Here is a 13,659-nt window from a genome sequence, read left to right on the forward strand (position 1 = left end):
TAAAGCTCATAGTTGTCATGTATTATATGACAACAAAGCATATATATTTTTTGGTCGAAATTCTAATAAAAAGGTTACTGCCTTAGGAAAAATAATTTTTCTTAGATTTTGTTGTCAGAGGATAGGGGTAAAGTTGGGTCAATTGCTTTATTGACAGCATGATATTGATGATAGGCTGCCAATTTTTTATGAATGTCCTGCCGTTCCTGTTCAAAAACTATGAAATGCCTTATCAGGTCAAGCAGTATTTTTTTATTAAACATCCCCTGGAACAGCACTTCCAGCTGAGGCATGGCTGAAGGTTCGATTTCTTTTCCCTCGATCGTTTTCCAGGGCATGAACCTCTCTTTGTTGGAGGTTATTGTTCCTGCTCTTGCTTCTATTCCATCGCTGATGACCAATATCTCATTGTAAGAGAATAGCGAAGGAATCTGGGATTTGTAGGTTTCGAGTTGATTAAAAGCAGTCCAGATCGTTGCATTTTCATCAGCAGGATTTTTTAATTCGATGACAACCAGAGGAAGACCGTTTATGAAAAGGATGATATCAGGTCGTCTGTTATTGTTGTTTTCAAGGATTGTGAACTGATTTACTGCAAGGAACTCATTATTTTGTGGGTTTTTGAAATCGAAGAGCCAGACCTTATCATTCGTGAGCTTTCCGTCTTTTTTTCTATATTCGATATCAACGCCCTCAACCAGCTTCTTATGGAAGTTCTGGTTGTTAATGATGAGCTGTGGGCTCTCTGTCCTTAATACTTTTTTTATTGCTTCTTCTCGTGCTTCTTCGGGTATGTTCGGATTAATCCTATCAACTGCATCTCTTAGCCTTTCAACCAGAACAGTATCAGAATAGCTTCGCCTTTCTGCGTTTATACCATCAGGCGCAATATCAAGACCATTTAGTATTTCATAGCCTAGTTCTGAGAGAATTTCAAGAACGCCTTCTTCAACCTCTGATTCTGTCATTCCAAAGGTCATACGGTTGCTCCATATTCTTTTTCAGAAATGAAAATTCTTATTTTCTCAAGAAATTCTTTTGCAGAATCCAGGGCAGCCTTTGCCTCTTTCTCGTCAATAGCGAAATCAAGCCCATAGATTGCGTCGTGCCTGAATCTTCGGTATGAATCAAGAATATTTGCTAAGGTCTCCAATTGCGAATATTTTTCCTTTAGATAAACAGGGATACATTCATGACTCCGCTCTTTTATACCATCCCTGGAAAGGATGGCTCTTGCTGCATGAAACATGGCTGTATAACTCAAGATTGCCACGACCCTATAACGATGTATGGACATATTCTCAGCCGCATCCTCGATATTGCTCCTTGAAAGCTCAAGGGAACGAAGGGCATTTTCCATATCAGGTGTTGTTCTTTTCAGCAGACCCTTCTGGAAACATTCTGCCATTTTCATTTTAAACCGCTCCCATGGAGCAGGATGTGATTATCAACAATCCTTTTATAAAATGCATCACCCTTTTTTGCCATTTCTCTCCATTCTGATAATTTTAATACTGATAAGCTTACCTCTTTTTCAAGTTCATCCTCCAACCTTTTTGCTGCTTTTATGAAAATTTCTTTACTGGCGCTTGTAACTACCAGAAAATCTATGTCACTTTTTTCATCAAAATTACCTTCTGCATAGCTTCCAAAAAGGGCAAGAGAGATGATATTTGAATCAATTTCAAGGAATTTCTCTTTTGGTTTTGATGAAAGCACAAAAGCGATTCCATATGCCTTTTTCAGCGGCGCAACCATGCTATTATCAGAGTCCAGCCTGTAAATATGAGCCAGTCCTTTTTCTTCCTTCAAAAGAAGTCCGTCTTCCTCGAAGGATTTTACAGCACTGCTCACGCTTGCGGGACTGACGTTGAGCACCCTCGCAAGCTGTTTTATGTGGAAAGAGGTGTTTGGATTAGCCAGGAAATGAGCCAGGATTTTCCATTTTACATATGTTCTGAATAGTTCAATCAAATGAACCACCGTTCATTATATTAAACGCAAGTTCAGTATAAAAATCTATCTGCGATCATCGCAGGTTCAATTACCCGCCCGAATCTCGCCCGACATCAGCTTCGGGGCATCGCGGATTTGAGCAGAATTTTTCCTGTGAGGGATACAGCTCATAGCTCTAATAGTGTATCTTTAATCCATTTTCGCAACTGCTGGACCAGTTCCAACGCTTTCTGGCGATTGAATGGTTCTTCTTCTTCCATGGGAATGTAATCGTATCGGAATTCAACTGCAAAAGGAGAGAGGGTGCGTATTTCCATAAGCGATTCTGGAAATTTTATACCATTATCTCTAATCAGGTCTATCAGTTCCCTCAGATCATGCGTCCTGCGGTAGGGGATATTCTTCGCCATAAGAAGGGCTTTTAGCAGCTTTTCAGCGGCTTGCTGGGCATGAAAACCAATGATCTCATCTCTGACTTTTTCGTTTGAGATGATTTCCTCAAGGAGAGTCTCATCATCTTTTGATTTCGCAAGGAGTAGCTCTGCTCTCTCAAGCGGCTCCATAAACCACCTTCCCTTCGACAGCTGCTTCGTAAATGACCGTTCCAGGCGCATCCTTCCATTCATTATATGATTTTTCACTGACGACAAGCACATCTACAGGTATTCGAAGGGGACTTAACACATCCCTGAGGCGCACGGTCTCCATCCTTCGGGCTTTTATTTCTTTTTCAACAACAAGAAAATCAAGGTCGCTGCTCTCTTTAATATCACCACGAGCATAAGAACCGAAAAGGATTATCTTGACGGGATTTGCAGCCTTTTTGAGTAGTTCGACAGCTTCCTGAATAGTTCTCTTGGATATCATATTCTATCTTCTATTTATTTTCATTATTTAAATTACTATTTGTACTGACGCGAATCTCGCCCGACATCAGCTTCGGGAGGAGGGCATCGCGGAGCGCGGCGAGGGTGCGGGATTGTTCATCATTAGCTTGGATTTTGTTATAGATTTCCCGCATATGTTCATCGAAGACTTGCAATATTTTAGGGGATGGAACTATCATTTTATTCATATAAACCACATTTCGATTCAATCCGGGTACAGCCGAATCTGCCCCTAATGATTGCAAATCCTGTAAGCGAAGAATATAAAAAAGATAGTATATGCTTCGAATCGCTTTGGGAACTACATAAAAAGTCGTGTCTATCGGGAAAAATGCTTTATGTGACCATGTGATTATCCCGGGATTTCCCTTTCGCCCAACCACGATCCCTGGTCCCTCAACCAATTTTTCATTATGCCAACCGATCTGACCATTTGAACCATAAACAGGTACATTTCCTTTAAGGCGATTTTCATCTTTAAGTGGTTTACCATAAGCGAGTTCTAATATCTCACCTACAGTCATAACCTTCCACCCCTTGGGCACCTCCCCAAGCTCCGTCTCCAGCATCTCCCCGCCGCTCGACCTGTAGGGTTTGCCCTCCTCATCCGGGAACTCAAAATCAACGAACCAGCGCCTGAAAAGAGCCTGCCCAATTTTTTCAAGCGTGATGTTCATATGACGGTTGAGGGCGATTTTATCGTCGAGAGAGACGAGGATTGAAGCGATGTGTTCTTGTTCTTCTAAATCTGGTAAAGGAATTGGAATTTTTTTCAATGATGTTAGCGGTTGCGCTATAGCCGGTACTCCTGTTGTGGATGTGTTCTGAAGTAACAGGTATTGTCCTTGAGATGACCTCAAAAAATAAAAAACAAAATCCGGATTAGCAATTGATTCATCGCAGCTTAGCTTCATCTGGCTTTGAGAAACAACATATCGATTATACTTACTATCAACAGGTATTATACCAACTTGTCCCAGAGTTCCTCTATGGGTGATTACAATATCTTTTGGGAAGGCATTGCTTGATTTTAAGCTATCTGCTTTTGCTTCGCTAATAAAAACAAATTCCGCTTCATTGAATCTGTCAGAATTTAGGTTCGCTCCTCTAATAACTGGTACACCCGAAGGTAAAAAATTATTCTTTGTGATATTAGACCCAAAAGGTCCCATAGCGATAGAATAAGGTTTTTTTCCTTTGATATCATCTATTGTTTTGACATTCCAATCTTCAGGAATCTTACCTATCTCAGTTTGTTTGAATTTGGTTTCCCTCATTTCCCTCATTTCCGACTACTTCAAAATCTGTATAATCTATCCCTTTTGATTCGTCCAAATAAGTTTTTGCTTTAACTAAAATTTCCCTATTGACACCCTCAACATCAATGTTACATTTAACTAATGAAATTATAGTAATTAGTTCTGCACCTGTTTCTTCCTCTTTGAAATAATCTACTGAATCTATATAATCAATAACACGTGCACTTTCAATACTGCAGTCTTTTTCATCAAATATAATTGAATTTAATTGAGATAATTCCTTAGCAATATGATCTTTAAAGTAATCATTATTTACAAAATCCAAAAATTTATTCTTTTGGATTATCGAATCATAGTCTTTATTTATTTCTTCTTTTACATAATCTACCGATGGAGTGAGGACAAAATATTTTTTGACTATAGATTCAAATTCAGAAATGCATTCATCAAAACCAGAGTCGTTAGATATCATAATTACTTTATTATAATTATCTAAGGCATTATAGTTTAATATTGACTCCCATATTAGAACATCTTTAAAACCGCTATCCGATGAATTTCCTTTTTGTTTGAAAGGAGATTTTTTATCGATTGCTCTTTTAATAATATTTTTGAAAATCTCGCTCAATTGGTCATCAGGAAATTCTATTATATTTATGTTGTTTTTTAAAATAAATTCATTTAACAATTGTTTTAAATTCTCTGAGCAATTAAAATCGTTGCCTGGTAACGTCATTCCCACAAAAGAAGTATTTGGCAACATTGATAATCTTTCTTTAATTGAATGAAAGTCTTTAAGGTCGGTTTCATATTGTTCAATTTTTTGTTTCAATAGTTCTTCAACAACAATTCTTGGAATTGCCATTTTTACCAAATCTGCTAGCTTTACCTCTTTGATAAAATTATTAACTTGCTCAAATTCTTCACTAAACTCAAAAGAACCATATGAAGGTTCACCTTTTACTACTGATCTTAATTTATTCGTATCAAAAACAATTAAAGTCCTTTTTTCAGAACCCATACCCTAACTCCGCAAGATTCTTCCTTATCTTTACCTCAAGCTCTCTTGACCTCTCAAACTGCCCCGCCAGTTCCACCGTCAGCCTCCGCATCTTCTCCTCAAAAGGCTCGCCATCCTCTTCAATTTCTTCAGCGCCCACATACCGCCCCGGAGTCAGGATATGTCCATGCTTCCTGATTATATCCAGCTTAACTGCCATGCAGAATCCTGGCACATCCTCATATTTCCCGCCCTCCCCGCGCCAGGCATGATAGGTGGAAGCTATCTTCCCTACCTCTTCATCAGTAAGCTCCCTGTGCCTCCTGTCCACCATGACGCCCATCTTTCTGGCATCTATGAAAAGAACCTCTCCGCGCCTGTCCCTGAACTTGTGGTTTTTCTTATCCCGCGCAACGAACCACAGGCAGGCGGGTATCATTGTATTGTAGAACAACTGCGAAGGCAACGCCACCATGCAGTCAACAAGGTCAGCCTCGATAATGTTCTTTCTTATCTCACCTTCACCCGAAGTATTGGAAGACATCGAGCCATTTGCCAGCACAAATCCTGCTATCCCTGTAGGAGATAAATGATGAATGAAATGCTGCACCCATGCAAAGTTTGCATTGCCTGTGGGCGGAACTCCGAATTTCCATCTAATATCTCCCTTAAGAAGCTCGCCTTTCCAGTCGCTGTCATTAAAAGGCGGATTGGCGATCACAAAATCCGCTTTCAGTTCCTTATGGGCGTCATTCAGGAAACTCCCTTCATTATTCCACTGGACATTAGCATCAATACCACGAATAGCAAGGTTCATCTTGCACAGGCGCCAGGTGGTCTGATTGGATTCCTGCCCATAAACAGCGATATCTCCTATTCTTCCTTCGTGAGCCTTAACGAATTTCTCACTCTGTACGAACATGCCGCCTGACCCGCAGCAAGGGTCATAGATACGTCCTTTGTAAGGTTCAAGCATCTCAACCAGGGTTTTGACTATTGACCTTGGTGTATAGAATTGTCCACCTTTCTTACCTTCTGCATCAGCGAACTGCCCTAAAAAGTATTCATATACTCGCCCCAGAATGTCTTTGGATCTGCTTTCATAATCCCCGAGACCTATCGTGCCTATAAGGTCTATCAGCTCCCCCAGCCTTTGCTTATCAAGAGCAGGCCGCGCATAATTCATGGAAGAAAGAACACCTTTCAGGGAAGGATTGTCTCTTTCGACAGCATCCATAGCTTCGTCTATAATTTTACCGATGGCTGGCTGCTTTGCATTTTTTTTAAGATGCTCCCATCTCGCTTCTTTTGGAACCCAGAAAACATTTTCTGCCCGGTATTCATCCGGGTCTTCCGGGTCTGCGCCCAAATTAGATTCCTTGATTAAAAATTGGTTCCTCTCTTCGAAAGCATCGGAGATATATTTGAGGAATATCAATCCCAGAACGACATGCTTGTATTCGGCAGCATCCATATTATTTCTTAGTTTATCAGCTGCCTGCCAAAGTTTTTGTTCAAAACCCAGATTTGCCCCATTACCGTTAGGTTTGTTTGTTGCCATCTCACACCATACCCTTTTGTTTCTAATTCTCCTTCGGTGTATAATACAAAAATCACGTTGGAATAGAATTTTTCTTTATATATATTCTTCATATATCTAAAGTTTATTGGAAAATTTTAGCAACGGGAGGAGCAAGCATAACCTCACCCGCCAAGACAACAGGCGAACTGATCAGACACCGCAACTAGCGCCCCCGACCAGAAGCGGCACGTCTTCAGCTCCTCAAGGAAAAAGCCCATCTCATCAAAGTGGGCCTGGGGAGTTCGATCTCTAATGGAATATTGCAGCTCTCGGCGCGCCGGGGATTCAGATATAGCCTCATTTGTTTCATAAGGATACATTCTGAAATCTCGATATAAAAGACTTAGACTTTCTGTTTAGACTTCCAGGCGTACCAGACAATCAATGTTAGAGCCACAACTGTTGAAAGCGTCATTAGTATCTCCCCAGACAGTTTTGCCACAGTCGCAATCACGCCAATGAAAAGGACGGCAAAGACTGAGCCCACTATGATGTTTGCCCAGCGATTTATCGAATCCTTCAAGATCAAGGACAGAAAAGCCATTATCAATGGGACTAAGAATAAGATTGCAAATAGCAGTATCAGTTCAGTTCCTATTTTCATGCCCTCTACTTCTCCAGCAATTATTCCCGCCATCACACCCGGCTCCAGAAGCGCCAATATCTGGTGAGCCAAGAAAGCCACTGCACTAAACAGCCACAGCACTGAAATCTTTATCTTCCAATCTTCCAAAAACCTATCACTTCTTTGAACAGTGTTTCATATGTTTGTGACATTAAGCGGTATAAGACTTTCGCGCTAAATCCATCGCTAACGTGTATTATAAATGATTTTTCCCAAAATTACTCCTAACGACCATTATAAAAGTTCATGATATAATCGCTCAATTGGAGAAACAACAGAGAAAAGCGGTTGATGAAGCGCAGGAAAAGATTGAACGGCTGAAGGAATTGGGGAAAGAGTGAACCTCCAGTGGTTCTTATTTCTTGCTATGCAGGATATTTAAAGCAATAAATGAATTCTAAATAAGGAGTGATGAAATCATGGCAAAAATAGAATCTAAAGCACATCCGCACGAGGAATTAATAAAAGGAGTCTATGAGCAACTGAAAATAGTACTCGAAGAATCAAAGCAAGCTATCTATGTATATCTCGATGACCACCATATGACATATAATCAAAGATTTGCATCTTTGTTAGGATACAAATCAGTCGAGGAATTGTCAAAAGTAAAAGAACCATTTATAGAAGCTTTTGTAATGGATAAAAGTCAAGAAATCCTTGTGCATGCTTACAGACATGCAATGGAAGATAAGATTGGTTCTTGTATTGAGATTTCATTAAAAAAGAAAACAGGAGAGTCAATAAATGTAAAGATAATCCTGGTGCCGATAAGTTATATGGGAGAACTGCTTGCTCTCCACTTTATATCAAAAATCTAATTAAAAATTAATGGAGAAGGAATTGTGGCAGTTATATAAATTCCTTTTGAAAAAATCCGCCGTATCTCATAGATCGTGAGGTTGCTCCGGGAACATATCGGCGCCGGAGTTTAATATGTATATTGTGATAAATATACCACTCGAATGTCCTGCTCCTCCGGACAACCAATGGAGCGCCGGCGGATTTAACGGAGAAATCTGGATACACAACCTGAAAAGGAAACTCTGAACCTGCAATAATTCACTCTACCACCGCAACGTCTTTTGCCACGCCTCCTTCAGCTCATCTATCCCCGCGCTCAGCACCACTTTCTCCCCGTCCATCACCGTGAAATTCTGCTGCGCTGTAACCACGCCCACATCCGCAAGCACGTTTCTTTTCATTATCTCTTCGAACCTCGCAACCTTATCCTGCGCCAGAGTCACCACGAACCTGCTCTGGGATTCTGAAAACAATATCGTATCCGCACGCTTGATATTCTCTACAGGTACCTTCGTCAATTCGATTGTCACACCAAGGCCGCCGGAGAAAGCACTCTCAGCCAGCGCCACACCCAGACCGCCGTCAGAGCAGTCATGGCATGAAGCTACCAGCCCTTCGCTGATGGCCTTTTCAAGTGCAGCGTAAAGCCGCTTTGCCAAAGTCGCATCCACTTTCGGCACATCGTTCCCGATAAAACCAAGGGAGGCGTAATACTCTGAGGCTCCGAGTTCATCTTTTGTCATTCCGAGAACATAGACCCTGTCATCGGGTCTTTTAACGTCCATAGTAACTGCCTTTCTGACATCCTCAATCTTGCCTATCGTCGAAAAAAGCACCGTGGGCGGGATGGAGATTTTCCTGTTTCCAATGATATAATCGTTCTTCATGCTGTCCTTTCCCGAGATGCAGGGAACCCCGTAAGCTTTTGTGTAATCGTATAAAGCCATATTCGCCCTCACAAGCTGGGCGAGTTTGAATTCACCATCCGGGTTCTTCACCGACTTAACAGGGTCGCACCAGCAGAAATTATCAAGACCGGCCACATGGTCAAGAGAGCCTCCAACAGCAATGTGGTTCCTGATAGCCTCATCGATGGCACATGCGGTCATGTGGTAGGTATCTATATCGCCGTAGCGCGGGCATATGCCGTTCGCGACCACAACGCCTTCCATGCTGTCAAGCAGCGGGCGGACCACCGCGGCATCGCTCGGGCCGTCGCCCTGGAGGGGTTTTATCACCGAGCCGCCCTGCACCTCGTGGTCGTACTGCCGGATGACATATTCTTTCGAGCAGATATTGAGACGCGAGAGGAGGTTTTTCAATGCCGCTGCCAGGTCAACAATTCCAAGCACTGGCTCCTCGAATTTCCCGGGCACCCAGCGTGCATTCAGTTTCATAATGGGAAGTCCTTTGTGGAGAAAATCCATACCCAGATAAGCCACTGTGTTATCACCGTACTTTGCATGGAATTTCCCGCTGGCTGTGAATGTCCCTATGACAGTAGCTTCTACGTCCCTTGTTCTGGCAAATTGCAGGAACTCATCTATTTTATCAGGCGCCACTGCAAGGGTCATTCTTTCCTGGGATTCGGAAAGCAGTATTTCCCATGGGTCAAGCCCCGCGTATTTGAGAGGGCATTTCTCAAGCTCGATGAGGCATCCGCCGGAGAGCTGCGCCATCTCTCCCACAGAAGAGGACAATCCGCCTGCCCCGTTGTCAGTAATGGCGTCGTACAGTCCTTTATCCCTTGCCTCAAGCAGGAAATCGAGCATCTTCTTCTGGGTTATCGGGTCTCCTATCTGAACGGCGGTAACTGGGGAATTCTCATCGAGTTCAAGTGAGGAAAAAGTTGCTCCGTGTATGCCATCTTTCCCTATGCGTCCTCCTGTCATCACTATGAGGTCGCCTTTCTGGATCTCTTTTATATGTGACGGCTTACCATTTATTGCAGAGGGCATTATCCCTCCTGTTCCGCAGTACACCAGGGGCTTTCCCAGGTACCTGTCATCAAAAACGATGCAGCCGTTCACCGTGGGGATACCGCTCTTATTTCCTCCGTGTTCCACGCCACGGCGCACGCCTTCGAATATCCTTTTGGGATGAAAGAGGCGCGGTGGAAGTTCCATGTCATAGAACGGTGAGGCGAAGCAAAGAACATCAGTATTAAAGATCAACCGCGCACCCATACCCGTGCCCAGAGGGTCACGGTTCACTCCCACGATCCCCGTGATCGCACCGCCGTAAGGGTCAAGGGCAGAGGGTGTGTTATGCGTTTCAACCTTCATAACAAGGTTATGCTCATCGTTGAATTTTATAACACCTGCATTGTCGGTAAAAACCGATACAAGCCACGGCTTATTTATCTCCCTTGTTGAACGTTTAATAAAAGTATCAAAAAGCGAATTTATGGTCTTTGTGATTTTTCCATCTGTATAAGTTATCTGGCTGTTGAATATCTTGTGTTTGCAGTGTTCCGACCATGTCTGCGCAAGCACTTCTATTTCCACATCGGTCGGCATGGAAAGGCCAATCTCTTCTCTTTCAGTTATGATTTCTTTATTATTGAAATATTTTTGTATCGTTCTCATCTCGGAAATGTTGAGGGCAAGAAGCCGCTGCCTGCTAATTTCCTTCAATTCATTTTCGCTTACATGCAGATTTATTGTCGAGACAGATGGTATGTGTTTTTCTTTGACTACAGGAAGAGGAAGCCGTACGCCCTTTTTTTTATCCCATTCTCTATTGCCGACAATTTCCCATTTCTCTATCAGGCCATTGGCGAGAAGACCGCCAGCGATCCTCTCCGCATTTTCTTTTGAAAGGTCCCCTTTCAGGAGATATTGCTTTGAAAAATAAACTCCATGCAGCGTTGTTCTCAATACATCCTCAGATGCTTTTTTTGCAGTCGTTCCGACATTGTCTGTCACACCCGGCCTGAACCCGACTTCTATCAGCCAGGAAAAATCCCGGGCCAGGGGTTTTTCTGAAAAAACCTGTATCACGGGGTCTGCAAATAGTTTATCACCGAGGAGAGAAAGTTCTTCCTTTGTGAGTTCTGGATCGAACGTATAAACATCAATGGTCCTGACCGATTCCACATTAATATGAATATCATCAATAATTCTTTTTTTGATACTTTCCCCAAGAGCATCTCTCACACCTTTTTTAAAAGCGACTTCGATTCTGCTGGCCATTATTCGTCCCTAGGAGTCTTATTACGAGCGGGAGACTATAAAATAATATGCAATTGACAGAACAAAATGGAAGCGTTTTTGTATAATGATGAACCCACTCCCCAACCCCTCAATTCCACCTTAGTTCATCATCATGCAAATATATTGTTATAGTAGCACTATTAAATGTCCTGTTATCATCAAAGTAATACCAAAATAGTGCCTTTGACAATTTTGATTTGAAAAGATTTATTAGGTATTAATCTAGTGTTATTTTGGTAGTAATGATATAATGGTCGTCAGAAAAAACATATCATTGGAAAATACCCATATTAAGAAGCTTGAGCCGATGGCCAAGAAGCACGAAGGGAACTTGAGTGCTGCAATCAGGGATGCCATAGATATAGCAGAGGCAGCACTGCACCGTTACGGCACGGTCGAAAAAGCAATATCAAGCATTAGTGCAGAGAAAAAAGAATTGACAGCAAGGGAAAAATCCATAGAAGCAGGGAAAAGCGTGTTAGTCAGCAGCCCGATCTTCCTTTGGGCATTGAGATGGACGAAAGGGATTCCTCTTGATAAAGAAATAATAGATGAATTACTTGACCCTTTGAAAATAAAGACCATGTCGGAACTGGATAAGCAAGTAAACAGCATGAGCAGGGAATCAGGTTGGAACTGTGAGGTATCCATATTCTGCATGGATGACATAGATCCTTCAACTGTGACAGTGGCGATATCGGGAGACAATGAATCTTACAGGGATTTCCTCGCCCAGCTGGTTGTGACGTTCCTGGTCAATAACAAATATCTTGACATCGACGTTATCCACAGAAGGGCCACGGCTGTTCGGATCGATTTAAAGAAAAGGGATGACGGGACCCTCCCGGTTGTCGCGAATAAATATTTCGGTGATCTGAAAACTGCAATTGACGAGTTCATATCCAGAAAAGATTTTTGGAGGGAACTTGTAGAGATATACAGTTCCGTAAATTACAATATGGTATCTTTACATAAGGACCACTATGAAGACCTGCTTGCCAGCAACACACCCCTGGATTCTGTTATTTTCGAATCCTTATCGGGAAAACACATATCAAGCATTCAGCATGCTGATTTCCTGAAGATGTTAAAGAGAACGCACGAATCCCTGCTGTTAGTCGACAAAATAGAGATCGTTGAAAATGGAATCAATGTCTATCACCATTATAAAAACGATAAAGCCCTGCAGAAAATCCGGGATTATTATATTTTGCTTCTCCGTGCAAACGGCCATGATTACGAGGCGAAATATTCTACAAGCCTGCTGGTCCTGAATCATGTATGTTGCAGAAATCAAATAACTACCTAAATAACTATCACTTTTTTTGCAATGTCTCTGCATGCAGGCATAAAATCAAAAGGATTCAAAGACGGAAAAGTATCTATTAAACAAATACTCCCATCTGTTACTGCTCTGCCAAGTTTCCTGATATCGCCATGATATACCATTATCTCTGTCGCACCACATGCTTTTGCAATGAGTACAGGTTCGTCGCCTATTAATTTATTTTTTTCATAATCCTGTTTTTGGAACTCAATTTTTACGCCGAGGATTTCTGAATTCGCCATGACGTTCAAAACAGCATTTTCGACAGCAGGAAGCCATGCATCGTTCAGTATCACCTTTTTTGCCCCTGCAAGTGCGCACAAAAGCCCAAGCGTTCCCGGGCCGCAAAAACCATCCACAACTACGGCATTGTTAAGTTCGCCTTTCAGGTATTGCTCCTCGATTTTTTTAATTTTGGTATTCGTGAACTCTATGTGTATCCTGGATTGATTCTTATAAACACATAACTCACCAAAAGATGAGGAAACAACATCACACCGCATATCGCAGCCTGAAAGTAATTCATAGGTATGTGGTTTTCTGTCGGTATCCAGTATTCCCACGCTCCGGGATTGCGGGCCTGTTCTTTTGACCACCCCTTTAATTTCCGGTACATCAGCCATTATTTTATCTGCTACGTCCTTTGAAACTGAATCCATGATAAGGACAAGATTCTTGCGATCAAGCCTTGGGGGGTATGGCACCTGAAAACCGAAAGCTATGAGAGGAGTTCCAACCTCTTTGAGTGCTGCATCTTCTGGAAAAATCCCATTTTCTTTGAGTATTGTAAGCACATGTCCGATCACAAGATCAAGATGTCTTTTGCCGCATTTTGTGCACCGTCCAGTGTTTTCGTCGATCTTTTCACGAAACGGCTTGTTCTTATTGAACTTGGGGTCGGGTGGGCATGAACTGCATGCCATGTACATGCCGTAGATCTCATCAAGCACTTTTTCAGCAGGTAATACGCAATTCCCGCCGCAGGTGGGACATTTCATAATTGCATA

13 protein-coding genes are annotated in these 13,659 nt (G+C 42.1%); 2 read left to right on the forward strand and 11 right to left on the reverse strand.

Annotation, left to right across the window (positions count from 1 at the left end; all coding sequences use genetic code 11):
- Positions 1-101 precede the first annotated feature (101 nt).
- The 9 genes from O8C65_06500 to O8C65_06540 all read right to left on the reverse strand — a co-directional run bounded on the left by O8C65_06500 (position 102) and on the right by O8C65_06540 (position 7,390).
- Positions 102-968 carry a type I restriction endonuclease gene (locus tag O8C65_06500; GenBank protein ID MCZ7356566.1) on the reverse strand — a complete coding sequence of 289 codons (867 nt, stop codon included), beginning with the start codon at positions 966-968 and terminating at the stop codon, positions 102-104.
- Positions 969-976: 8 nt separating this feature from the next.
- Positions 977-1,414 carry a HEPN domain-containing protein gene (locus O8C65_06505; protein MCZ7356567.1) on the reverse strand — a complete coding sequence of 146 codons (438 nt, stop codon included), beginning with the start codon at positions 1,412-1,414 and terminating at the stop codon, positions 977-979.
- Positions 1,411-1,974, reverse strand: a complete 564-nt coding sequence (locus O8C65_06510) for a nucleotidyltransferase domain-containing protein (protein MCZ7356568.1) — start codon at positions 1,972-1,974, stop codon at positions 1,411-1,413. Before O8C65_06510 ends, O8C65_06505 begins: the two co-directional genes overlap by 4 nt.
- A 149-nt stretch (positions 1,975-2,123) precedes the next feature.
- Positions 2,124-2,519 (reverse strand): HEPN domain-containing protein, encoded by a 396-nt coding sequence (locus O8C65_06515; protein MCZ7356569.1) that lies wholly within the window; start codon positions 2,517-2,519, stop codon positions 2,124-2,126.
- Positions 2,506-2,823: a nucleotidyltransferase domain-containing protein gene (locus tag O8C65_06520; GenBank protein ID MCZ7356570.1), complete on the reverse strand. Its 318-nt coding sequence runs from the start codon at positions 2,821-2,823 to the stop codon at positions 2,506-2,508. The genes O8C65_06515 and O8C65_06520 overlap by 14 nt, the downstream gene beginning before the upstream one ends.
- A gap of 10 nt (positions 2,824-2,833) precedes the next feature.
- Positions 2,834-4,120 (reverse strand): restriction endonuclease subunit S, encoded by a 1,287-nt coding sequence (locus tag O8C65_06525; GenBank protein ID MCZ7356571.1) that lies wholly within the window; start codon positions 4,118-4,120, stop codon positions 2,834-2,836.
- Positions 4,092-5,123: a PIN domain-containing protein gene (locus O8C65_06530; protein ID MCZ7356572.1), complete on the reverse strand. Its 1,032-nt coding sequence runs from the start codon at positions 5,121-5,123 to the stop codon at positions 4,092-4,094. Before O8C65_06530 ends, O8C65_06525 begins: the two co-directional genes overlap by 29 nt.
- The gene (locus tag O8C65_06535; protein ID MCZ7356573.1) at positions 5,113-6,663 is read right to left on the reverse strand and encodes a class I SAM-dependent DNA methyltransferase; all 1,551 of its coding nucleotides are present in this window, start codon (positions 6,661-6,663) and stop codon (positions 5,113-5,115) included. The genes O8C65_06530 and O8C65_06535 overlap by 11 nt, the downstream gene beginning before the upstream one ends.
- Positions 6,664-7,027: 364 nt before the next feature.
- Positions 7,028-7,390, reverse strand: coding sequence for a DUF6326 family protein (locus tag O8C65_06540; protein MCZ7356574.1), 363 nt, complete (start codon positions 7,388-7,390; stop codon positions 7,028-7,030).
- A gap of 338 nt (positions 7,391-7,728) precedes the next feature.
- On the opposite strand from O8C65_06540, the gene O8C65_06545 reads away from it, so the two are divergent.
- Positions 7,729-8,127, forward strand: a complete 399-nt coding sequence (locus tag O8C65_06545; protein MCZ7356575.1) for a PAS domain-containing protein — start codon at positions 7,729-7,731, stop codon at positions 8,125-8,127.
- Between the two features lie 246 nt (positions 8,128-8,373).
- Here O8C65_06545 and purL read toward each other — a convergent pair whose 3' ends face one another.
- Positions 8,374-11,304, reverse strand: a complete 2,931-nt coding sequence (gene purL / locus O8C65_06550; GenBank protein MCZ7356576.1) for a phosphoribosylformylglycinamidine synthase subunit PurL — start codon at positions 11,302-11,304, stop codon at positions 8,374-8,376.
- Positions 11,305-11,575: 271 nt separating this feature from the next.
- Here purL and O8C65_06555 point away from each other — a divergent pair, with 271 nt between their 5' ends.
- Positions 11,576-12,634: a hypothetical protein gene (locus O8C65_06555; GenBank protein ID MCZ7356577.1), complete on the forward strand. Its 1,059-nt coding sequence runs from the start codon at positions 11,576-11,578 to the stop codon at positions 12,632-12,634.
- Here the strand turns inward: O8C65_06555 and O8C65_06560 are convergent.
- Positions 12,631-13,650: a hypothetical protein gene (locus O8C65_06560; GenBank protein ID MCZ7356578.1), complete on the reverse strand. Its 1,020-nt coding sequence runs from the start codon at positions 13,648-13,650 to the stop codon at positions 12,631-12,633. The two genes, O8C65_06555 and O8C65_06560, sit on opposite strands and share 4 nt — an antisense overlap.
- Positions 13,651-13,659: the final 9 nt, after the last annotated feature.

It is taken from the genome of Candidatus Methanoperedens sp., from assembly GCA_027460535.1.
In the GTDB taxonomy this organism is placed as follows: Archaea; Halobacteriota; Methanosarcinia; order Methanosarcinales; family Methanoperedenaceae; genus Methanoperedens.